19 protein-coding genes are annotated in these 22,608 nt (G+C 49.2%); 2 read left to right on the top strand and 17 right to left on the bottom strand.

The genetic code is table 11. The annotated features are described in order from the left end of the window. Positions 1-40 precede the first annotated feature (40 nt). From rffA to G5332_RS17465, 17 genes are all read right to left on the bottom strand, one after another. Positions 41-1,180, bottom strand: coding sequence for a dTDP-4-amino-4,6-dideoxygalactose transaminase (rffA, locus tag G5332_RS17545; protein WP_227340776.1), 1,140 nt, complete (start codon positions 1,178-1,180; stop codon positions 41-43). Continuing rightward, positions 1,177-2,130: a radical SAM/SPASM domain-containing protein gene (locus G5332_RS17540; protein WP_216953974.1), complete on the bottom strand. Its 954-nt coding sequence runs from the start codon at positions 2,128-2,130 to the stop codon at positions 1,177-1,179. Before G5332_RS17540 ends, rffA begins: the two co-directional genes overlap by 4 nt. Before the next feature lie 11 nt (positions 2,131-2,141). Further along, on the bottom strand, positions 2,142-2,843 hold the full coding sequence (locus G5332_RS17535; protein ID WP_129503725.1) for a WbqC family protein: 702 nt from the start codon (positions 2,841-2,843) through the stop codon (positions 2,142-2,144). Position 2,844: 1 nt separating this feature from the next. Next, entirely contained in the window at positions 2,845-4,434 is a 1,590-nt protein-coding gene (locus G5332_RS17530) for a hypothetical protein (protein ID WP_421311451.1), read from the bottom strand. A gap of 257 nt (positions 4,435-4,691) precedes the next feature. Continuing rightward, entirely contained in the window at positions 4,692-5,690 is a 999-nt protein-coding gene (locus G5332_RS17525) for a hypothetical protein (protein WP_227340778.1), read from the bottom strand. A gap of 220 nt (positions 5,691-5,910) precedes the next feature. After that, positions 5,911-7,719, bottom strand: coding sequence for an asparagine synthase (glutamine-hydrolyzing) (gene asnB, locus G5332_RS17520; RefSeq protein ID WP_323912150.1), 1,809 nt, complete (start codon positions 7,717-7,719; stop codon positions 5,911-5,913). A 60-nt stretch (positions 7,720-7,779) separates the two neighbouring features. Further along, a complete protein-coding gene (locus G5332_RS17515; protein ID WP_216953983.1) occupies positions 7,780-8,943 on the bottom strand; it encodes a methyltransferase domain-containing protein in 1,164 nt (387 codons plus the stop codon). A gap of 14 nt (positions 8,944-8,957) precedes the next feature. After that, the gene (locus tag G5332_RS17510; RefSeq protein ID WP_216953985.1) at positions 8,958-10,580 is read right to left on the bottom strand and encodes a glycosyltransferase; all 1,623 of its coding nucleotides are present in this window, start codon (positions 10,578-10,580) and stop codon (positions 8,958-8,960) included. A 19-nt stretch (positions 10,581-10,599) separates the two neighbouring features. After that, a complete protein-coding gene (locus G5332_RS17505; protein WP_421208251.1) occupies positions 10,600-12,960 on the bottom strand; it encodes an HAD family hydrolase in 2,361 nt (786 codons plus the stop codon). Positions 12,961-13,073: 113 nt separating this feature from the next. Further along, complete coding sequence (gene glf / locus G5332_RS17500; protein WP_421208249.1) at positions 13,074-14,255, bottom strand: UDP-galactopyranose mutase; 1,182 nt, start codon at positions 14,253-14,255, stop codon at positions 13,074-13,076. Continuing rightward, positions 14,252-15,223 carry a glycosyltransferase family 2 protein gene (locus G5332_RS17495; RefSeq protein ID WP_421173049.1) on the bottom strand — a complete coding sequence of 324 codons (972 nt, stop codon included), beginning with the start codon at positions 15,221-15,223 and terminating at the stop codon, positions 14,252-14,254. The genes glf and G5332_RS17495 overlap by 4 nt, the downstream gene beginning before the upstream one ends. A 169-nt stretch (positions 15,224-15,392) precedes the next feature. Further along, positions 15,393-16,598: an acyl-CoA reductase gene (locus G5332_RS17490; RefSeq protein WP_323912156.1), complete on the bottom strand. Its 1,206-nt coding sequence runs from the start codon at positions 16,596-16,598 to the stop codon at positions 15,393-15,395. After that, complete coding sequence (locus G5332_RS17485; RefSeq protein WP_421173048.1) at positions 16,577-17,632, bottom strand: acyl-protein synthetase; 1,056 nt, start codon at positions 17,630-17,632, stop codon at positions 16,577-16,579. The genes G5332_RS17490 and G5332_RS17485 overlap by 22 nt, the downstream gene beginning before the upstream one ends. Then, positions 17,629-18,987 carry an AMP-binding protein gene (locus tag G5332_RS17480; RefSeq protein WP_421173047.1) on the bottom strand — a complete coding sequence of 453 codons (1,359 nt, stop codon included), beginning with the start codon at positions 18,985-18,987 and terminating at the stop codon, positions 17,629-17,631. Before G5332_RS17480 ends, G5332_RS17485 begins: the two co-directional genes overlap by 4 nt. After that, positions 18,984-19,733, bottom strand: coding sequence for an SDR family NAD(P)-dependent oxidoreductase (locus G5332_RS17475; protein ID WP_421249891.1), 750 nt, complete (start codon positions 19,731-19,733; stop codon positions 18,984-18,986). The genes G5332_RS17480 and G5332_RS17475 overlap by 4 nt, the downstream gene beginning before the upstream one ends. After that, the gene (locus G5332_RS17470; protein ID WP_021230851.1) at positions 19,733-19,966 is read right to left on the bottom strand and encodes an acyl carrier protein; all 234 of its coding nucleotides are present in this window, start codon (positions 19,964-19,966) and stop codon (positions 19,733-19,735) included. The genes G5332_RS17475 and G5332_RS17470 overlap by 1 nt, the downstream gene beginning before the upstream one ends. Continuing rightward, positions 19,963-20,499 carry a GNAT family N-acetyltransferase gene (locus G5332_RS17465; RefSeq protein ID WP_323912163.1) on the bottom strand — a complete coding sequence of 179 codons (537 nt, stop codon included), beginning with the start codon at positions 20,497-20,499 and terminating at the stop codon, positions 19,963-19,965. Before G5332_RS17465 ends, G5332_RS17470 begins: the two co-directional genes overlap by 4 nt. A gap of 164 nt (positions 20,500-20,663) precedes the next feature. Here G5332_RS17465 and pseF point away from each other — a divergent pair, with 164 nt between their 5' ends. Both pseF and pseG read left to right on the top strand, forming a co-directional pair. Then, positions 20,664-21,359 (top strand): pseudaminic acid cytidylyltransferase, encoded by a 696-nt coding sequence (gene pseF / locus G5332_RS17460; RefSeq protein WP_421249890.1) that lies wholly within the window; start codon positions 20,664-20,666, stop codon positions 21,357-21,359. Next, entirely contained in the window at positions 21,349-22,605 is a 1,257-nt protein-coding gene (gene pseG / locus G5332_RS17455) for a UDP-2,4-diacetamido-2,4,6-trideoxy-beta-L-altropyranose hydrolase (RefSeq protein WP_323912166.1), read from the top strand. The genes pseF and pseG overlap by 11 nt, the downstream gene beginning before the upstream one ends. Positions 22,606-22,608 lie beyond the last annotated feature (3 nt).

The raw sequence follows: 22,608 nt of genomic DNA, 5'->3' as shown, positions 1-22,608 counted from the left end.
TAATAAAATGCATCTAATTCATTTAAATTTATGATTAGCTTTAATTATTGACTACAAAAAAGTGTCTGACCGCATCAATAATGAATACTTGCTCCGACTCAGTCAGGCTTGCATGTAAAGGTAAACGTAACAGCATTCTAGAAACCGCTGTGGTATTTATATCATCGCCATGAAATCTACCATATCGAATACCAGCCGGACTAGAATGCAGAGGTACAAAGTGTGAGGTAACTTCCACATTAAGATTGCGCATGAATTTAAATAATCCCTGTTGTTCGTCAGGGGATCTTGTTCTTATATGATATATATGAGCATTATGCTCAACATGTGCCGGAACGGCAGGAAGTGTGAGCACTCCAGCATTAGCCAACTCAGATAAACATGTATGATAAAAAAGCCATTTTTTTAATCTAGCATTCGTAATTTCTCTCGCGTTTTGTAATTGCTGCAACAAGACTACAGCTTGAACCTCTGACATTACATAACTAGATGATAAAATTTGCCATGTATATCTATCAACCTCTCCACGCAAAAACCTTGAACGATCAGTTCCTTTCTCCTGAATGATTTCACATATACCATGGTACTTATCTTCGTTTACTAAAAAAGCCCCGCCCTCACCACCGGCATGAATATTTTTAGTATGATGAAAGCTGACGCAGCCAAATTGACCAATTGAACCAAGTGGCCGTCCTTTATATGTTGACATGATACTTTGTGCAGCATCTTCAACCAATACAAGATTATAGCGATTGCATATATCGACTATAGAAGACATTTCTGATGCAACACCGGCATAGTGAACAACCACTACGGCTTTCGTTCTAACTGTAATAGCCTCTTCAATAAGCTGCTCATTTATATTCAAAGTGTCTGGCCTGATATCGACAAATACTAATTTTGCGCCCCTTAAGGCAAAAGCACTTGCAGAGGTAACAAATGTAAAGCTTGGCAGTATTACCTCATCCCCTGGCTGCAAATCCATCGCTAAAGCTGCCATCTCCAAAGATGCACTACAGGATGGCGTTAAAAAAACTCGCCTTGCATTATATATATCTTGTAATAGTTCCTCACATTTTTTTTTATTAACACCGATACCTAAACATTCTCCATCACTTTCAGTGATATGGCCAATATTATTGGGGCGATTATATGGTATCCAACTGCGATATGATTTCATTTCATAATAACCTTAATGTCACTGACAAGATTTGCATAACTTCTTCCTGAATCAGGCCATGTTGTCAGTCTCCAATCAGGACATTGCCCACAAAAAGTATGGCATTTGAAATCGTTATTAAGATGAGCCTCTCGCAGTTCGTTTAAAAATGCTCCCTGCCAAGCAGTTTTTAGCGTTGTCTTCCTGTAATCAATGAAACTGGATGCATACGCCCAATCTGTCGGGCAAAAAGAAAGCTCACCTTTTGGATCCAGGGTCAAACGCTCCCATGGATATAAGCATGGGCGCCTTGACTCATGGGAATGAGCTTCCCCTTGAGCCAACATACCTGCCGCCGAATGTAAATTCCTGATCAGCACTTCATCAGCTCCCTGATTTTTCCAAAAAAGAGAAAAATCATCTACCTCATCTTCATTTCCTGCCTGACGAATAAAACTCACAACAATACGAGTTCTGTATTGCCCTGTCTTGATATGTTCGATCATTCTAATTATATTACGTCGCACTTGCTCAAGACGCCCGCCACGAATCTTCGCATAAGTCTCATCGTTAAAGGCATCAATGCTGACATCAATCATATGAAGGCCACTTTCTAATAACTGTTTTAGTTTTTTCTCATTAAGAACTGTACCATTAGTGGTTAACGTGACAAACGTGCCACTATGCTCGACAGCATACTGGATCATTTCATGTGCATGAGGATGCATAAGTGGCTCACCATTGCTGGTATATCGTATATACTGGCAATGTCCGTCGCTATTGTCTCTTATATCATCGATCAGCTTCTTGTTTAGTTCAGGGTCTAACAATCTTGCGGAATAATGTTCAGACTCTTTAAATTGAGGGTGTGGACAATGTATGCATCTTAAATTACAAATTTCAGCAATATCTACAATGACCTGTGATGGAAACTCCGATGACAGTCGATCATAGAAACCATATTTAGCCATGAGTTCTCCTACTAATAATTTAGTTCGCTATGAACAAAATCACCGCCAGCACATAATAAAGCATCGATAATACTGACGCGGCAATCAAAACCAGGTCCGTTCTGGGGATAGCGAGCATATTCAGGATATTCCATCCAGGCAACACCGATACCCCTTTCTTCAAAGCGCCCGATATCTAAATAATTTTTTGCCGCCGGCCCAGAAAAATAAATACTTGCATCAGCTCTTTCAGCAATGACGATCAGTCTTTCCGTTGCATCGCTAAATCCCCCTCCATTCAAGTAATGACTATCCGTAAAGATGGGGGTGGTGATCCCTAATAAATGCATGATTTTTTTAATAAACATGATATTTATATCAGAGATATACTCAAATTCACGTGCATCTTCATACCATGATTTAATTTCATCTATATATCTATCAAAAAAAAGCGCCTTTTTGTATCGCTCTTTAATTATAGCAAAATGCTTCTGACACCATAGATTATCGACAACTTTTGTGGATGATATTTTCTGATTTCTATCAACATGACATACGGGTATTGTTAACCATACAGCACCCTGTGTGGTCATAATCCTATTGCGGTTACGCCAATCTCTTGTTGTATACTGGACAGAATCAAGAAATATAAATTCGTCCACCCTGTTTATAATATCAAAGTAGCCTATCCAAGGAATATAATTAGATTGAATGATTGCTATCTTTTTATGCAAGTTAGTATGCTCTTAATATTTTTGAACGTGTTAAACCACATGAAATCATCTGTGCTTTAATCTCGGGCCAGTAATCAGAAGCAATAATAACCACATCAAGTTCATTGGTGGCCTCCAGTGTAAATTTTTCTATTGGGGCATTACAAAATATAGCACCAAATTTACTATCGTCATTATCAAAAAAACACTTCACCTTTATTTCCCTGTCAGAAAAAACAAGGTCAGAATGAAGTTTTCCATAGAATTTTTTTGCGCCAGAGCCAGTGCCAAAAATAGCTATTTTAATATTTCTTTTTCTTCCAAATCGATAGTAAAACTCATCTGGCAAATTTCGTTTAAATCGATACGTAAATTTCTCTGAAAATGAACTTTCAAGTAAAAAACCTCTGATTTTCGGCAAAATAACGTCAATATTATGAAACTGTTCAACATAGTTGCAGCAGCTTCTTGATTTATTTTCGAGAAAACCATATTGGAATACATCTTCAAGCATAACATGAATATCATTTCGCTGTGGGGAAGACTCCCCAATTAGCGAGAGATAAAGACTTGAGCCTTCATCAAACTCGTCTGAAGCTTCATCAAGCCACACCCCTTTCACTAGACGACGGTATCCTTTAACACAAGAGTCTATGGCAATCACAGGTAATCCGATCATTGCAAGATGATATGCTGAGGAGCCCATTGCAACACCGAAATGATATTTTTCAGATTCAATTAGGCTGTATATATCAGATTCATTTCTCTTTCCTAAGATACGAATTTCAAGGCGTTCATGCGCAAGCTTTTTATATGATTCAACTTCATCCTCATAGAGAGCATATCCATATCCTATCAAATCAAAAAGTATATGCAGCTGAGGTTTATTGTTAAGAACAACATTCAAGCTGTCAATAAAACTCAAGATGCTTTCATTCTTGAAAAAGTCAAATCTCCCGAGCCAGAGCACCTTCATAAACTCTTCTGGAGCAGAAATATTGTACCGTATCTTTTGTGTTACGGGCTCAACAGGAACAGTGGCAGATGAGTGATGATTAAGTGGAACAGAAAAATACTCAGAATTATATTTACGATATATGTCATTGGGATACCAGATTGCATGTGCTCGATCCAACTTTAATAATAATTGGCGCTGGTAGTGCCAAGTTTCATTAATTAACTTTGGTTTGAATGCACGAGATGCGTTAAATCCAATCCCTGGCTCCCAGATACTCCAAGCTTCTGGATGCAATATCCCAGTCAATATATGAACTCTTTTATTTCCATTGAAGACATGCATAGCCCTATGCAAAACTTCAAAATATGAAGCGAGAACATATATATCTTCCCCAAAAAAATCATCAATAATTTTCTGTCCAAGTGCCCCCAGATACGATTGATTTGAAATAGAAACAAAGAAATCATCCATTTCTGGAATGATATACTTTTTTATCTTTACACTCTTGTTATCCAATAGCCCAAAAAGTGCAGAGTCCTCGTATCCAACTACGGCAACGGAATCACCTAATCCAACAAGATAGTCAATAAATCTACAGTTAAATGTCTCCGCACCACCGACACTCTTATTGAAATCAAAAACAACAATGTTCACGCCGCCCCCACAACCCTGTGTTAACAATACGTCGAATAAAATTCCCAGCCTTAAATAATAACTGATGCGATTAATACCTTTTTTTCAAAAAATGAACAATCTATAACATATAGGAATCTCTAAAAATCAATACACTAGCTCGAACTGGTTCGTCAAGGAAGAATCAAAGGATAAATTTAAAGAGTAATTCATAAAAAATTGGAGACTAAAAACAAAAGGAAAGTAATAAAATAACTTATAATATCTATAGCTATTTATCAGTTTAAAAAAACAACTCTCCCATCAAATTTCATCAATAAAGCACGTCTAATTTCCTCTCGATAGAAATCCGATGCTATATAGACTGGTGAATTAATAGCATCTAAATCCCCCAACGTGTTAACCTTGAAGTCATTCATAGCATGCGAGTGTTCATCAACAATAATATTAATTTTTTTCCTGTGCTTGGAAAATTTTAAAATGGCCTGTCCGATATGACCAGCACCATATAGAAGTACTTCAGAATAACTATTGCTTACCTCATCGAAGATGAGCGTATGATTTAGAACATTATCCGTGAAAGGATATTGAACAACTTGGCTCAACAAATAGATGTCATCAGAGCACAACGCTATCACTTTATCAATAGAAATCAAAGGGTTATATATTATCTGCTGCGGAGAAACAAATTTATCTTCCAGACATTTTCTAGCCACTAGGAAAGCATATTGTTCAGTTGTCTGATGCTCAACGACGTCTGACAATGAGCCAAATGTATACTCACCATCAGTACCTCTCCAACCAAATACTAACTCAACGACTTCATAGTTGTTTGAAAAACAAAGTGAAATGAAAAAATCAACATTATATGTAAAAAGTCCATGTGGGGAATGCTTCATAGGCAAACAATGAATCATTAATCCATTTTTCTTTGTAATGTTATGTATTGACGCAAAAACATTATATTGATTAAAAACATGTTCACTAGTTCCAAGATTAGTTACCACATCATACTGATGAGATAACTCGAGCATCTGACTATTAAAATCGCAAAATATTGTCCCATCATAAACATCCACAGAATCATATTTTAAACCTAGGTTTTCATACATAGATTTTGTAAAATCACCATCCTGATAATTCTTTAATTCTTCATCAATTATCTCTGCCGAGTTTAATGAATAAAACTGCTGGCACCCTAACTCAATTATCGAATTAAAGTTTTCAGGAAAGTGATTCTTCATTTTATTAAACATAGCTGGCGTCATACCCATCACAGAACTCCCGTAACATATAATATGAAGTTATAAGAAAGACTTATCAATTCACGAATGAATTATATTTCACAAACAATGTAAACAAGGCTATAATTTCAACCGCAGTTATAAACTTCAAAAATTCTTCGCCTTTATTATATAGCCATAAAATATATTCATAATAGTGGGCTCGGTCATTATAATTAATATTATTTAATAACTTTTAGCCCAAAGCGTTATCTCACAAATTGAACTCATGGGACTGCAACCAGATCTCAAGCACCAATAAACCCCAAACATGATAGAAGGTCATACCGTCAAACTGGTTATCCAGCAACATCCGCAACCGGTCGGGAGCGATAAACTGATGCAGACAGAGCTGGCCTGAAGAGGCCTGCTGACGCAGTTGCGTAATCGCACTCTGTTTGGCCTGTTGATTGAACGGATCTATGCTGAAACCCTTTTTCGGCCTGTCGATCCATTCCGCCGGCAAGTAGCGTTTGGCCAACTGGCGCAACAGGAACTTACCCTGTCCTTGTGCAATCAGCTCTGACTGTGCCAAACCTGCGGCAAACTGAGCTACTTCGGTCGACAGGTAGGGCGTGCGGCACTCAAGGCTGTGCAGCATGCTCATTCGATCTACCTTGGCCAATACCAACGGCAGATAATTGGCAATATCGGCCTCACGAAGGCGATTAAGATACGGGCGGCTATCCATATCGATACGCCTGCGCAGCGCCATCAAGTGATCACCAGTACCGGACGGAATGCGACCGAACAACTGTTCCAACTGGCGATCGGCATACAGCAAGATGCGACCAGAGTAGTACTCCCGCCCAAGATGCCAGCTACGCGCCTGCATCTGTTGCTCTCTGCCCTCGGCGGCGACCAGTGTCTGCAGGTAACGGCCATAACCGCCAAACAGCTCATCCCCCCCGTCACCCGTAATCGCGACGGTGACCTGCTGACGAGCAAGCTGCGAGACCATATAAGTTGGCACACAGGAAGTATCAGCATTGGGCTCATCCATGCGCCGCGCCAGATCACCTACCTGTTCAACAAAAGCCTCTGGACGAAGCAGCTGTTCGGTGTGCTCGGTTCCGAGGAAATCGGCAAAAGCCCGAGCCTCCTCATGTTCGCTCTCCGGCGCCTGTTCAAAACCGATGGAGAAGGTGCGGATCGGCCGTTGCAAACGACGGGTGATCAGGGCCACCGCCGTCGAGGAGTCGACACCACCGGAGAGAAAAGCCCCCACCGGCACATCGGCGACCAAGCGGCGCGATAACGAACGCAGTAACAGATCCTCAAGCTGGTCAACCTGCTCCTCCAGCGGGCGTGACGGCATATGGTCACCGGCACAGATAAAGTGGAAGTAACGCTCTGCCTGTGAGACCGCCCCTGTCACGGCACGCATCAAGTGCCCCGGCAGCAACTTTCTGGCGTGTTGATACAGGGTGCGTTCCCCGACGGGGTGCTGGAAAGCCAGATAATGGGCGACTGTATCAACCGTAATGCGGGCAGGGAATCCTGGCACCAGGGTCAAAGCCGCCAGCTCGGAGGCAAAGACCAACAAACCGTCAAACTCGGCATAATAGAGTGGCTTCTCGCCAAACGGATCACGCGCCAGCAGCAACTCCCTGCGCTCACGATCATAGTAGGCAAGTGCAAACATCCCCTCGAGCCGGGTCAGAAAGTCAGCACCTTCCCGTACCAGGCCATTGACCAATACCTCGGTATCAGAATGGCCAGTAAATGATATGCCGGCGTCTTTAAGACGCCCCCCCAACTGAAGATGGTTGTAGATCTCCCCATTAAATACGATACAGGCCCGCTGCTGTGCATCATGCATTGGTTGATGCCCGGCAGGCGATACATCCAGAATACTCAATCGACAATGTGCCAGAACACAGCGTCCGTCATCCGACTCCCAAAGACCCTGGTCGTCAGGACCTCGATAGGTCATCGCCTCCGCCATTCTATTAGCCTGCTGTTTCAACCACGCAGGATCATGTTGACCATGAATACTCATTATTCCGGCTATACCGCACATTTTATAACTCCCTAAAGGTAAGCCAACACATGATGTCACGCATGAGACATCATAGAATAATCAACTATCATGCGATGGCTTTTCCAGAACGAATAGCACACCAGCGACTTCCAAATCCTCCCATCCCAGTGATGCATACTCATCTGCGAAATCGACAGAGACTTCCTGAATATGCTCTCTATCATTCTTCATATATTTATCTTCAGCAACAATCCTGAAGCCACATTGTAAAAATATCTGTCGATAATCACTATAACGCAGCTGATTACCATGTAAAAAGTGGCCAGCATCACCATAATGGTCACGCCACTCTGACTTGCCTATTGTCAGGAAATCAAGTGGTCGTGAAAAATCCCGGTGGTCTCGGAGGTCAATCCAGTGAAAAGCAAAACCACCTGATGCTAATAGCTCAAATGTCTTGGCTACGAATGAATTAATATCTACAACATGCTCCATTACGGCACACGAATAGCATACATCATATTTTTCATCATCATTGAAATCTTCAAGCTTTATCTCAGGAAAGTAATTTAGTCTAGTGCCATGATGATCATGAAGATGGAATGATTCAACATCATCATTAAATACAATGTCATCATTTACCTTACATGGAACATTGAAAAGCCCCATTAAATCTTTAATCATTGAAACATGATCATTGAAAGGATATTTCCCGCTTAGTCCCGGGAATGGCTCGATCGCGGTCCACTCCCCTCCCCATCGTAATAGACTATATATCTCCACCCCAAGGGAATGACCAGAACCTATATGTAAAAATCGATTTACCGGCTTTGAAATATATTGTTTACGGCATTTCTCGAAATTATTACCAAGTGATATGTGATAAAAAACACTGCCACTGGTGTTTTTACTTCCTATTATCTCATCCACGAGCTCACGTCCAATTAGCCCTTTCACTTCCTGCTTCTCTCGATCTTTTTTTTCACTTTCCTCATCATAAGGAAAGGGTAAATATAAATCATCCAACCCCAATTTGACGAGTTGAGCACAGATATCTGAGACATGCCTCTGAAGACAAGAGAGAATAATAAAACTTGGCTTATATAGATGAATTTCATCAGGAGAGATAATAGGAAGCTCACCCTTAAACTGACCATGTAAATTTTCGTTATTATCAGCAATAGCCAATATTGAAAATCGTTTAGGAAGTCTTTTTATAAATGAATCACAAACTTCACCAGCACCGAACAAGATAACATCCATATTCCGTCTCCGATTTATTTTTTATTAGTCAGTGCCAGTGTTTTTTCAGCAAGTATACGTGGTGAATAATGCTCACTCATCTTTTCCACCAAACCAACTGATGTTTTCTCTCCACTCCCCATTAATAATGACACTATCTTTTCAACCATCAAACCCCATTCCCCATAGGGAATCAAGTCACAAGAAAACTCTGTCAGTACAGTTTCTCTATTTCCTGGAATATCTGTCGCTACAACAGGACAACCAAGTGCCTGTGCTTCCAAAATAACATTAGACATTCCCTCATGACTGGAGGTGGAAATGAGCAGGCTCGCACAACTTAACCATTCAAAAATATTATCTTTCACACCCACGACATGAATGTTATCGCGGCACGGCTGCTGCGCAATGCAAGCAAGGACCTCTGAGCGCAATGGTCCATCACCGATTAAAATTGCATGGGTTTGAGGAAGTTTGGCAATGACAGAAGCGACAACCTCTATAAAGCGACATGGGGACTTTTCCGGAGACAGTCGCATTATCCCCATCAATATTGGGGCCGATAAATGAATATCTAACTGCTGTAAAGGCTCTTGTCCCTCAACCCGCTTGGCCATGACCGCATTTTTCACTACGGGGATGCTCGATTCAGGCAAATTTAGCCAGCGAGCATACGACTGCGCCCCTGCCATGGAGTTAACACTCAAAACGATTCCTGGCAACTCGGTCATCAGACGATAGTAAGCTGCCAACCTCGACTCATCATAAACGGCCAGGTATTCAGGAAACTCTGAGGGTGCAACACTCCTTCCAGAGATAATGATCTGTTCTACTCCCGCGAAAATTGCGGCCATAGAAGCAATGACATTACCGTCTTCTAGATAGGCGATAACCAGTTTGGGCTGAACACGTTGCATATAGTCATAGGCAGTGAGAATGCCGTGAAGCAGTCCGGGCTCAAAGAAGGGTGCCAATTGATTAGCCAACTGGTAGCTATTTTCCTCCTGCTCCAAGTTCGGCCAGCACTCACGGGCAGAAGGCACGAAGTAGAGCTCTACACCATGAGTACGCAAAAGCGCCTCCCAGTGATTAACCTCCAACCCCTTATTCTTCACCGAGATCAAATGCACTTCCCATCCCTGCTGGCGCAATCCGATGGCCAGCAATACCATCTGCCGCTCAGCACCGCCTTTGACCAAGGAGTGGATATATAGCACGACACGCTGCACTACTTGGGGCAGCCGATGTGCTCGACGCTCGCGGATCAACCGCTCAAGCTTTTGCTGCAACATCGCCGATGGCTGGCAGGTTGCCTCAACATAGGGAGTGATATAGGGATAGTCGCCATAATGACCTAGTTGCTCGATAATCTGCCCACCGAATTGCTGTAAATCTGAAAAGATGACAATGACCACCTCCTCTACTGGGTAATTATTAAGCAGTTCTGGCCCTACAATCGGAATGCCACAGGCGAACTGACCGACTTGAGGACCGTTAAGACCATCGATGATGGCGACGAATGGATAAGGGGATTGGAGCACATGATAATAAAGATTTCCCGCCACCCCCCAGGCAATCGCCTTGCGTTTCCCGGACAGCAGTTCCTGATGCAATAACGCATCAAAAGGCAGGGCATGTTTCATCGACAGATCCAGCATGTGTCGGTTTCCTTGGAATTCAATTCAATGACAATATGGTCACATCTTGGCTGGATATAGTCGCAAAGATGTCTCGTTTTATTTCGTCCACAAAGGAGGCGGACGCGACAATCAGTACAGAACCAGATGGAATTGAGCACTCGGATAATGATATAACGTCATATCCCATCACTTGGTAGTGTCCAAAGTTGGCTTTTTTATCGATCACGGTACGGATACGGATGCTTTTTTTAATCAGTTCAGGTGCCAGACACTCAAAGAATTCTCCCGCCCCATACACTATGACTTCGGTGGCATGTTGACTTTGCATCAATTCCAGAAGTCTATCGATCGCTTGGGCATGCTTATAACGTGCATCGCGTAAGCCGACAAAATCCATCATCAAATCAGGATCCAGCCGACTCAGGGAACCTTGTGGCCAAGCCAACCAACGCTCACCATAAGACATGTTTTTACTGAACTTGCGATAGAAGGTTTCTATTCCTTCTGAGTGGATCCGCGCCAACCCGGAGGAATTAATAACCTTGTAACTACGCTCCGAGCCAAAGTTGTCTTCATGAACCAGATTACCAAGATAGTGCACCTCGCTCGATACCGGACACTCGACCAGACGCTCCATCATGCGTAAAAAAGAGATGCGCTCACTCAAATCGGATTCGGCGATGCCCAGCGACTGGTCCCATAACTGATAGGCATTAACTCCAGCCTCAAAACTCCGGATATTTTGCTGATGCTGGACACTGTAGCGAACCTCTGCCTGTCGCGGCACAACTTTCCCTTCCGCTGTGCGCCGATACCCCAGTGTGCTCCCTTCCAAACCAACGAGAACAATTTCAAAAATCTCTGGTGAACGGGCAATCTTCTTGATCCCCTTTATGGTATCGTTACGCACCGGAATAAAGGCACTGATCGGCGTGATAACGGAGTTTTTGCTGCCTCTATGGTTACAGTAGAGCAACAGACTGCTCATTGGCTGTTGCAACATGGCCTTGCTAATTTGAGAGGGAATCGTCCCACCGCCACCCAAGTCGACTAGCAGATAGGGAGCATCTCCCGTCAAGCCAACAAAATAATCTCGCATGTCCAGCCTGCTTTGCTGAATACTGCTCTTGATCTGCTCGATATTTTGCTCAAACACTTCAGCCATCAGTTGCAGACCATCTTGCCCATCGATGGCAATTTGATCCAAAAGCGCCAGTGGCGTGTCAAGAAAGGATGCCAACCTGACATCCTGAACACCAAATTCATTGAAAAAGTCACGAACGGTGTAATTGCGGCGCATCAAGGTCTGGGAAACAGCCTCTTCCACTTGGCTATCATCTATCGCGGGCAAATAGGTTGCCTTGCGTGAGGCATAACAGGTCTGACAGCGTATATCTGGGTACTGCTGTGATTGAAAATCGACCTGGCGGTTGATACAGGCAGCAAAGATCCCGCCCTCTCGCATCAGCGACAAAATGTTTTTTACCTGCAGTCGTTTGGCTGACTGCAGAACCCACTTGGCAAATGCCGTCAGGACGGGTCCAAGGATGAAGGCGCCATATGTGTAGAAAAATTGCTCCTCCTCGGAAAGCTGTTGTGGCATCGACAGGACGGCCAGCTTCCTGGCATGTTGCATGGTCGATGGCACATTTACCCGATAAACTTTCTCGTTTTCCAACACCTCAGACAGATTCTCTGGGATATCAAAATGCAATGAAGCCAAACCATGTTGCCGTGCCGACTGCACATCAGCCCTGGGATTGTCACCGATATGCAAAACTTGCTCTGGTTTCAGCTTTATCTGAGTAATTACATGGCTAAAGAGAGCGCCACTCTGCTTGGTCAACCCAACACTTGATGAAACAAACAGATAATTATAAGAAATTTCAGGGCATTTTTCTGAAATACAGTCGCGCAAAAAAACTTCTGGCAAATACATGTCGGAAATAAAAACAATCTGTTTATTTTTACGTTGTGCACGTACCAAAACTTCTTGAATAATCGGGTCTGGATAAAGAACTTCTCGTTCTACTTTCAGCTCTTCAACTTTAAGCACCGCCTTAATTTCATCACTAAAAGGCAGCTGTTCAAAAATATCGTCAAAACTAATTTCTTCACCTGAAATTAGTTTGCGAGCACGAGCTTCAGCCTCGAGGCGGCAAAATCTATAATCTTCTGCCTCTATTGGCAGATTAAGACCTCTATTTAGCAACCGTCTCGCTGCTTCCTCAAAAACCCACGAGGGTTCATCACATGCACGACGCAATAATGTATCAAAAACATCCAATGAAATATGTGTTATTTTATCAATGCAAAGATACTGATCAAGAGCAGTTAGAAACTGGCTATTTTCTAGTAAATCACGCAACTCGGGAGACATCACCGCATAATGACTCATATATACCTACACATGCATCAAAATAAAAGAAATCACATAAAAAGCATTCACACTCAAAAACTCGAATACTTTTGCGGAATGAAAATATCTATCTCTGCAATAGATTATATTCATTACTTATTTAAAACGGCAAAACAGGCATCGGAAACCAATTGAGAGAAATTGTTCAGCGCGTTATCCACTGCATCATCCATATCGAAATAGCGATACTCGGCAAGGCGGCCCAAAGCAATCAGTTGCGGGAACTCGGCCAATTCATCGCGGCAAGTCTGATAATGCTGTTTGGCTGCATCGGTAAACAGCGGGTAGTAAGGCTCCAGCCCCTGCCCGGCCACATAGGTGCAGGGGTATTCATAAACGATGCTGGTGCCGGGATGTTGCTGCCCCGTCAGATGCTTGAATTCAGTGATGCGGGTATAGGCCTCTTCATTCGGATAATTGACCGTGGTCACCGGCTGAAATTGAGCTTGCGGCAGATGACAGTGCTCAAAGCGCAGTGAACGGTACGGCAAGCCGTCGTGCCCCGCCGGCATCAGCTGATCCAGCATCCCCGTATAGACCAAGGGCCCGGCAAAGGGCACGCCATCCAGCAGTATCCGTTTCTGTTGCCAATCCAGACAGACGCGGGACCCCATGGGAATGGATAGCCTCACCTCAATCAAGGGGTTCGCCAAGATGCGCTCGAACATGGCGGTATAACCCTGCGCGGGCACCGCCTGCCAGGGATCAATAAAGTAACGGTCATCACGATTGACGACAACCGGCACGCGCGCAGTGACCTCGGGCGAGACCTGCTCTGGCGATACACCCCACTGCTTGCTGGTGTAGTTGACGAAGGCTCGCTCATAGATGAACTGGGCCAGCTCAGCCAGCAGAGGCTCAGCTTCCTGCCGCAGTGCCATGATGGGCACTCTGGCCCCCTCACCAAATCTGGCCTGAAGGGCCTCAATCATGGCCGCTGCCTTCTCCGCCGGAAAGCAGCGTTCAATGCTGGTCAGGTTGAACGGGATGGGCACCAACTGACCATCTATCCGTGACAGCACGCGATGCTCATAAGACAACCACTCGGTGAACTGCGACAGGTAATCCCAGACTTCCTGCTTGTCGGTATGGAACAGGTGTGGCCCATAACGATGGATCAGCACGCCGTGCTCGTCATACGCGTCGAAGCAGTTACCCCCGAGATGATCGCGCTGTTCCAGCACCAGCACCTTCCAGCCAAGCTGGCTGGCCATTCGTTCAGCCATGACGGCACCCGAAAGCCCAGCGCCGATGACGATCGCCTGATAGCTCACGCTCTATCTCCAAACAGTTGCTGCATGACACGCGCGGGATGGGCCCGCTCTGCCCATGCCAACTGATGTCGTTCGTCGAAGAACCAACCCGGGGCTAGCCTTGCCACAGCATCGACCGACTGCTCGATAAGCTGAGTGAAGCGCACGACATCATCCTGCCGCAAAAAGTAGAGCGCGGCAGAGTAGTAGTGATGGGCACGCCCCTGAGCAATGATCACGGGATCAGCACCGAATGCCGCCGCATTGTCACAGGCACGCAGCAAATCGCGCAGCGACTGTTCACGACGTTCAGCCGATTTGCGGGTTTGCCCGCCAAAACTCTGAGTATGGAAGCGATAGCGGCCCAATAATTCGGGGATAAAATCCAGCGTCCCCGGATTGTGGGAGAGGTTCAAGATATGCCAGGGATAATCGAGGATGATCTTGCACCCCTCATCGATGGCGTTCTCCATCCCTTCATAACGGCGAAACATAATGGAACTGGCATTGACGAACACCCCGAAGCGGATTAATGCCTCCCGCGTCATCACTAGTTCGAGATAGCGAGCATTGTAATAATCGCGGGTGAAGAGCTTGATCCGTGCATCGGTCTCATCATCAAACATCTCCGCTTCGTGGTAGCAAAGGGTGCAACCGGAATGCGCGTCCAGATAATCGGCCTGACGCTGCAGCTTGCCCGGCAGGGCCAGATCATCCCCGTCGACATAGGCGATATATTCGCCGTTCGCCTCTCTCAACAAGCGTTTCTGGGTTTTAGCCAACCCCATATTTTGCGCGTTCTGTAGTGCCCGTAGCCGAGGCCACTGTGACGCCAACCGCTGCATAATGGCCCAGGAGTCATCGCTCGAGCCGTCATCAATGGCGATCACCTCGAATTCGAAATCCGTTTTTTGTTCCAGCAGGCTAAGCAGGCAAGGTTCAATGAAGCGCCCGAGGTTGTATACCGGCACCAGTATGCTGATTTTCATAAGGAAACCCAGGGTTTGAGTAAAAAAGAAGCAAAACAAAGAAAATGGACAAGGCTACCGCACGGTCTCTGTCAACCTTTCCTGCCCTTCATCACAATAATTACTGCAAGAGCTGTGCCTGACCAAGCTAATTGATTGATATGACTTGATTTATGTGACCTGGCATCCACTATTCAATGCGGGCAAGCCGACGGCTACAGGCGGCTAGCATGTCGATGCCGTCCCAGAGCCATTCGAATGCCAGCGCCTGTCCCGGACTTGCCACCCTATCGATACGACAACCTGGCGATACCAGGAGCGCATGCTCAAGCTGCGTTTTATCTGGGCCAGCCCAGACAGAGGTCTGCATATCCCAAGGCTGTAGCAGCAACTCATCAAGGTTATCGGCAACAAATTCGGCGACTGTACCTCCTCCGATGTGTGCAAGCCGCAAAGAGGCGGTGGGAGTCAATAAGGTGACGCCAGAAAAGGTGTCCAGCTGCATCTGGCCATCATGGGCGGCATTTTGTTGACTATTGATAAGGCGTTCCATCATCAGGGAGGGATTATCTGCAAATGGGGCGAAGATCCCTTCGAGCAGACGACGGCGCAACGTGCTGGCGGGAGTGCCCAACCAGCAAATCGTAGTGGGTGAGGCGCAGGCTTGTTGATTGAAACGGGTAAAGTCTTGTTGCAAAGCCGCGACCACTTGCCGCCACGCAGCAGCATCCAGGTTGGCGAGCCATTGGCTATCCAACACCGCCATGGAGCGGCGATCCGGAAACACGATTTCCTGAGCGCGGGGTGAGAGCGGAATAGCCCGTACCCGGCTGATGGTTTCATCACCTCCCCAGATAATGCGAAGCCGACACCGGGCCGACAGCCAGGCGGTGATGCCCTCGTCGTGGTCATAGCGGATAAAACGGGTACGGGAGGCAATCTCTTGCCACTCGGGCAGAGAGAAGAGCTCGTTCAGGATGGCCAGCATGGCCTCTTGCACCGGGTCGATGCGCGATGAGAGACGTACCACGGACCCATTGCCCATCAGCAGCGCCATGATCCAGGAGTAGAACGCGACGGTCGGCACGTTGGAGGGGACCAGATGAAAAACCATCCCCAAGGGTGCACGCCCTGCCATGCGTTTGCGCTGTACCTCAATCTGGCGCGGCCGCAACAAAAAGCCAAAGGCGGCCAGATCAGGGTTCTCTCGCCCCTCCTTCAGCAGACGTGCAGAGAGCGCAGCCACAAAGTCGCAGATGACGGGCGCAAAGCTTGGCAACGGGCGAATGACAAAACCTTGCCAACCGCTGACGGGAGCTACGAAAGCGACTTCTGGCCCCGCTTGCCAGATGGCATCTTCTACATCTGATCGGCTCACTGGAAAGTGTCGCTGCATCCCCTCACCTCGGCGCCTTGCTGACGTCCTGATACATGGAAATAACGGCCACGACGGCCGCAGGGGCAATCATCCTCCCCCAGCAGCACGCCGAGATCCTCGGTCAGCAGGCTGTGGCCAGGATAACTTTGGGGAATGGCAGAGATCACCTGCAGCAAGCCGGGTTGGCCGACCCCGAGCGGTCGATGAGTCAGCGGATCCCGCACCAGCAGATCGGCAAAGAGGGGAGCATGAAGATGGCCATGCTCACACTCGACAAATACCGACCCCACCTGCTCCACCATGCCATAGAAGTTGTGCACCCGACTCAGCCCCAGCTGTTCATGGCAACGTTGCTTGAAAGCCGGATTATCCACCGCGAGGTGTTGCAGTTTTTTCCAGCCACCGCTGTGAAAAAGCGTGCCGTGCGTCAACGGCAGTTGCAGACCTCGCTCACGCAGCGGCTCCAGCAAACATTGCCAGACCATGAAGGTGAAGCCGAACAGCAGGACCGGCTGGCCCGCATATTTGTCACAAAACGCCTCGATGACAGGCCAGTTGGGCCGCATCTGCTCATCGAGGGCATAGGTATGGTCACGGCCAAGGAAGGAGAGCCCCAGCGCACCGGCTCCCCGAGCGGAAAAACCGCTGCGGTTTTGAATCAGGGCGGGTTGCTCCACCAGCAGCATAGGCAGCCGTTGCTTGCCGACGAACTCTTGCAGGATCTTCACCAGCACCTTGCTCTGCAACGCGGCTGTATCCCGATCCAGCACAATGCGTGACGGCGTCCCCGTGGTGCCCGACGAGGTGAGCACCTTGAATACTTCTTCTTGCGGCACGCTCTGCCATTGGGCCAATTTGAACAGGCGGGCGGCCAGATAGGGAAGCTCTTGGTAGGTCGAGGCCTGACCCCAGCCAAACGCCGACAGAATATTGGCAAAAGCTGGACACCCCTGCCCATGGCGCTGCGTCAATTCATTCAGGCGAGCAAGGAGCAGCCCACTTTTTTCCTGTTGGGGCAGCCCAAAAACCGGCGCATCAAACAGCTTGTTCATAGTTGCTCCAGCTCTGTTAACAGGGCCGGATAATCAATCTTCATATTGCTGCGTCGTGGCAAATGGTGTTGGTAGATACGCACGCTTGATGGTGGCACCATCAGCCAGCGGGCCACCTCCAGCTGTAGTGCGTCACAGGGGCACGCGTCTGCCTCGATGGCTACCAACAGGCGATCATCGCGGCCGGTCGCGGCGCAGGAATAGCCCCTCCCCTGCAACCAGGCTTCCAATTCAGCCAAGCTCACCCGTTTGCCAAACAGCTTCAGGAAACGGTTGAGCCGTCCGGTCAGATAGAATCGGCCCGCCTCATCACAACGAGCCAGATCGCCAGTAAAGAGCGCATCCATATCACGCCCCCGAGCCAGATCTTCAGGGCGCTCCGCATAGCCCAGCATCACGTTTGGCCCTTGGTAGACTAACTCCCCTTCCCCGTCGGGAAAGCCGGGCTCATGACGCAGAGAGAGACGCCCGCCCGGTACGGCACGGCCGATGGCATCCGGGGCAATCATCACTTCATCGTGTGCCAACCAGGCGATGCGCGGTGCCGCTTCGGTCTGGCCATACATCACGAAAAAACGGCGTTCCAGTGCAGCGGCCTGCTCGGCAAACTGTTTTGCCAGTGCTGGCTCAAGTCGTCCTCCGGCCTGGGTCAGGGTCATCAGACTGGGATAGCGGGCCCAGTCAAAACGCAAGCGGTTTAGCATCTGAAAGGTAAAGGGTACCCCCGCCACACTGGTGACCTGGTGGCGATTGACCTCATCCCAGAAGTGGCGCTCAAGGGGACTGGCAGTGCATGAAACCAGCGAGGCGCCAACCAAAAGATGGCTGTTAAGTACCGACATCCCGAAGGAGTAAAAAAGTGGCAACGAGGTGATGGCTCGCTCACGCCCGTTCAGCGCCAGATATTCGGCGATGGCCGTGGCATTGGCATCAAGATTGGTTCGCGACAATCGCACCCATTTGCAGGAGCCGGTACTGCCCGATGTCGGCAGCAGCATGGCCAGCTCAGGGTGAAGCGAGGGCGCATCGCCAAGATGCGCAACTGCCCCATCTTCCAATACCCGCAGGCTGACACCAAAGCGCTGGCACTGCTCATGGTGCAACCGGGCATCCTGTGCAGGATCGGCCAGCATGATGGCGTGGCCATCACGCAGGGCCAGCAAGTAGTGCAGCAGATGCAGGGTAGACGTCACAAATGGCAGGTAGACCAAATGGCGGCCAGCAGGATAGGTGGTGGCCAACTGCGCCACACGCCGAGCCAGCTCACCATAACTGAGCCACCCCTCTTGCGGGTCTCGCCAGGCGGGCTCGTCAATGTCGTCAACCAGATGGGTCAGCAAATCAGGCCGGTTCAAATCACCATCCCCCCATCGACCCCAATCACCTGCCCGGTCACATAGCTCGACAAGTCGGACGCGAGAAACAGGGCCACTTTGGCCACTTCATCTGGCGTGCCAATCCGTCCCATGGCGATGCTGGCCACCCGCTCGGCAAACTTCTCTTCCGGGATAGCGTGCGCCATATCGGTATCAATAAAACCCGGGGCAATCGCATTGACCCGGATCTGGCTGGCAGCCAGCTCCTTGGCCAGTGACTGGGTAATACCGATCACCGCCGCCTTGCTACCGGCATAGCTGCTGAGCCCCGCCGCCCCCACCTGCCCCATCAGGGAGGCGAGATTGATGATGCTGCCACCACCGCTGCGTTGCATCAGGCGGACGGCATACTGGCTGCAGTAGATCACGCTAAAGGTATTGTTGCTGAATGTCTTTTGCAGATGGGTCTGGTTCGCCATTCCCAATAACGCCTCTTCCAGCATGCCGGCATTGTTGACCAACACGTCCAGCTGACGAGTCTGAGCAAACAGCTGCTGAAAAGCCTGCTTGACCGCCGACGGATCAGCCACATCAAAACAGAGAGGCTGGCAAGGCACGCCAAACTCGGTACCAATCGCGGTCACCAGCTGGCTCATGGTCACCTCATCACGGCCTCCCAGCCACAGTTCAGCCCCCTGAGAGGCAAACTGGCGGGCGATGGCAAGACCGATGCCACGCCCGGCACCGGTGATCAACACCCGCTTGCCCTGCAACAGCCCCTGCATCAGAAAGCGACTCCATACTTGGCTAGGATCTCGCGCGCCTTGCCGACCGAACTCATGTCGATAATGTCATCGGTGTCGAGCAGCACGCCGTAGTTATCCTCCAACTGGGCAATCAGCCCCATGTGGGCGACAGAATCCCACTGCGGGATACTGTTGTAGGCCAGCCCATCGCTGACGCTGCCGATATCGAGACCCAGCGCCTCGGCAAAAACCTGTTCCAATGCGATTGTCATCTGAAAAATCTCCGTAGCCGCTCACGGGCGGCATAATAATTCGCCGGCAGCAGTTCCAATGCAAAAAATCCATTCTCTTGCCCAACTTGGCGGTAACCCAGTTGTTCATTCAAGCGCAGGGCAGAGCGATTGTTCTCCCGAACCAGGGTGCGGATACAACCGATGTGCAACTCATCAAAACCCTGATCAAGCTGGGATAAGGCAGCAGCAATCGCCAACATGGGATGCCGCACGGTCGAGTTGCCCAGATAGAGTCCCGCATCGGCAATCGCCTGACCCTGCAGCTTGCCCTGGCACTCACCTTTCAGATTGACGTAACCCGCTCGCACGCCCTTGCACCAGAGCGCCCAGTGCAGCTGATCCTGTCGCTCACGGGTGGCGGCGAACCATTGGCGCTGTTGCCGTGGCGAAATACGCGTCTGGGATACCATCTGCATTCGCACCTCATCCTGATTGCGCCAACGTCGCAAGGCAGGAAGATCCCACGGCTCTATCGGGCGTAACTCAACGCCATAGCTCATCTTAAACGCCATCCACTTTTAATGACCTGTCTCTCTTATCGACCACACTGCTGCCATTCCGTAGCAAAAATCGATAATACAAGCAGAAAAACCAGTATAATATCAAAAATAATCAAAGAGTTGTCATCGATTATCCTGGCTTTGGCCAGTCATTGATCCAGCGGAGAGAGCCCATCATGGCCATCGCCATTATCCCGGCCCGGGGTGGCAGCAAACGCATTCCACGCAAGAATATCCGCCCCTTCTGCGGCCAGCCCATGCTCGCCTATGCCATCCAGGCGGCGCAGAAATCTGGCTGTTTCAGCAAGGTGGTGGTCTCCACCGATGATGAGGAGATTGCCAAGGTCGCTCGTCAACTGGGCGCGGAAGTACCATTTCTGCGGCCAGCCAGTCTCGCCGATGATCACACAGGTACCACCCCTGTGGTGATCGACACTATCCAGCGGCTCGACCAGCTCGGCATCCAGGCAGAGCACTACTGCTGCATCTATGCCACTGTCCCGCTTATTCAAGCCGATGACTTGAAGGCCGCCCATCAGCGACTGATCGCAAGTAATGCTCCCTTTGTCTACACCGTGGCCGAATTCGGCTTCCCTATCCAGCGCGCCGTGCGCATGGATGAGCTGGGCCGGGTCACCCCCTTCTGGCCAGAACAGATGGCGAAACGCTCTCAGGATCTGGAGCCTGCCTATCAGGATGCCGGCCAGTTCTACTGGGGCAGCCGCGCGGCCTGGTTGGGAGGGATCAGCCCGGTGGGGGGAGAAGGGATTGGCCACATATTGCCGCGACACAGGGTGGTCGATATCGATACACAGGAAGATTGGCACCTGGCCGAACTTCTCTATCAAGTGCTGGCCCAAGATGACGTTTAAGGTTGCCTTCCGGCTCGACGCTGGCGCCGAGATTGGGCTGGGTCATCTGATGCGCTGTCTGGCCATCGCCGACCGGCTGAAAACGGCTGGCGCCGAGTGCCACTTTCTCTGCTATCAACTACCGACTCACCTGCTGCCACTGCTGCAAGCCCACCAACATCACCCTCTTTGCGCTCTGGACGACGCAGGCCCCTTGCCCACCTTGCGTCCGGAGTGGCTGGTATGTGATCACTACCAGATTGATCGGCAAATCGAGCAGACACTGGCAAGTCACTGTGGTCAGTTGCTGGTGATCGACGATCTGGCCGATCGCCCTCATCATGGTCAGTTGCTGCTGGATCAGGGGCCGCTGCGCAGCACAGCCGATTACCAGTCTCTCGTCCCTGCTGACTGTCGGCTGCTGCTGGGCACCGACTATGCCCTGCTGCGCCCTGCCTATCGCCAGCTAGCACGCCAAAAGGCCAGCCGGTGGCGACATGGCCTCATCTGCTTTGGTGGTGCCGATCCGGCCGGAGCCTGCCTCATCACCCTCAACACGCTGGCTCGACTGCCATGGGCTAAAACCGTCAGCTGGACTCTGGTAGCCGGTGGGGCAAATCCTTTCTGGCCCGAGCTGGAGCAGAGAGTGGCCGAGCTGGCCAACCTCGGTTTGGTGCTGCTGCGCCAGAGCGACCAGATGGCCGACCTGATGAGCCGGCACGACTTCGCCATCGGTGCTGCGGGGGGCATGACCTGGGAGCGAGCCTGTCTCGGCCTGCCGACCCTGACGGTGCCCATCGTCGACAATCAGCAGTTCAACGACGATGTGATCGCCCGCTTCCAGCTGGCTGAGCGGCTGACCCTGAGCGAGCTGGCCGAACCTGAGCGGCTGCTGCAAGCCCTGCACCGGCTTGAGCAACAGTCAGACGACTACCGCCGCCGCGGGCAGCAGCAGGTGGACGGGCTGGGGCTGGATCGCCTCACCGCCTGGCTGCTGCCACAACCCGATTATCAACTGTCACCGGATGGCCAACAGTGGCAACTACGCCATGATGACCAACTGCTGCTCACCCTGATTCTGGACGGTCAGCATCTGACATGGCAGGCCGCCCGGCCACTTCAACCACTGGTGTGGCAAGAGCTGGCACATCGCTTGCAGACAATTTTCTCCCAATTTCCCCTCTATCTTGCCGAGCCACCGCAGATAGCGCCCCCTGCCCCTTGGCAGCCGGCGCCGCAAGGCTGGCAACTTGGCACAGGAATCTGAACA

Source organism: Aeromonas sp. 603757 (assembly GCF_049171255.1).
GTDB lineage: Bacteria > Pseudomonadota > Gammaproteobacteria > Enterobacterales > Aeromonadaceae > Aeromonas > Aeromonas veronii_A.
The sequence above is the reverse complement of the archived record's forward strand: the minus strand, read 5'-3'. Positions and strand labels throughout refer to the sequence as shown.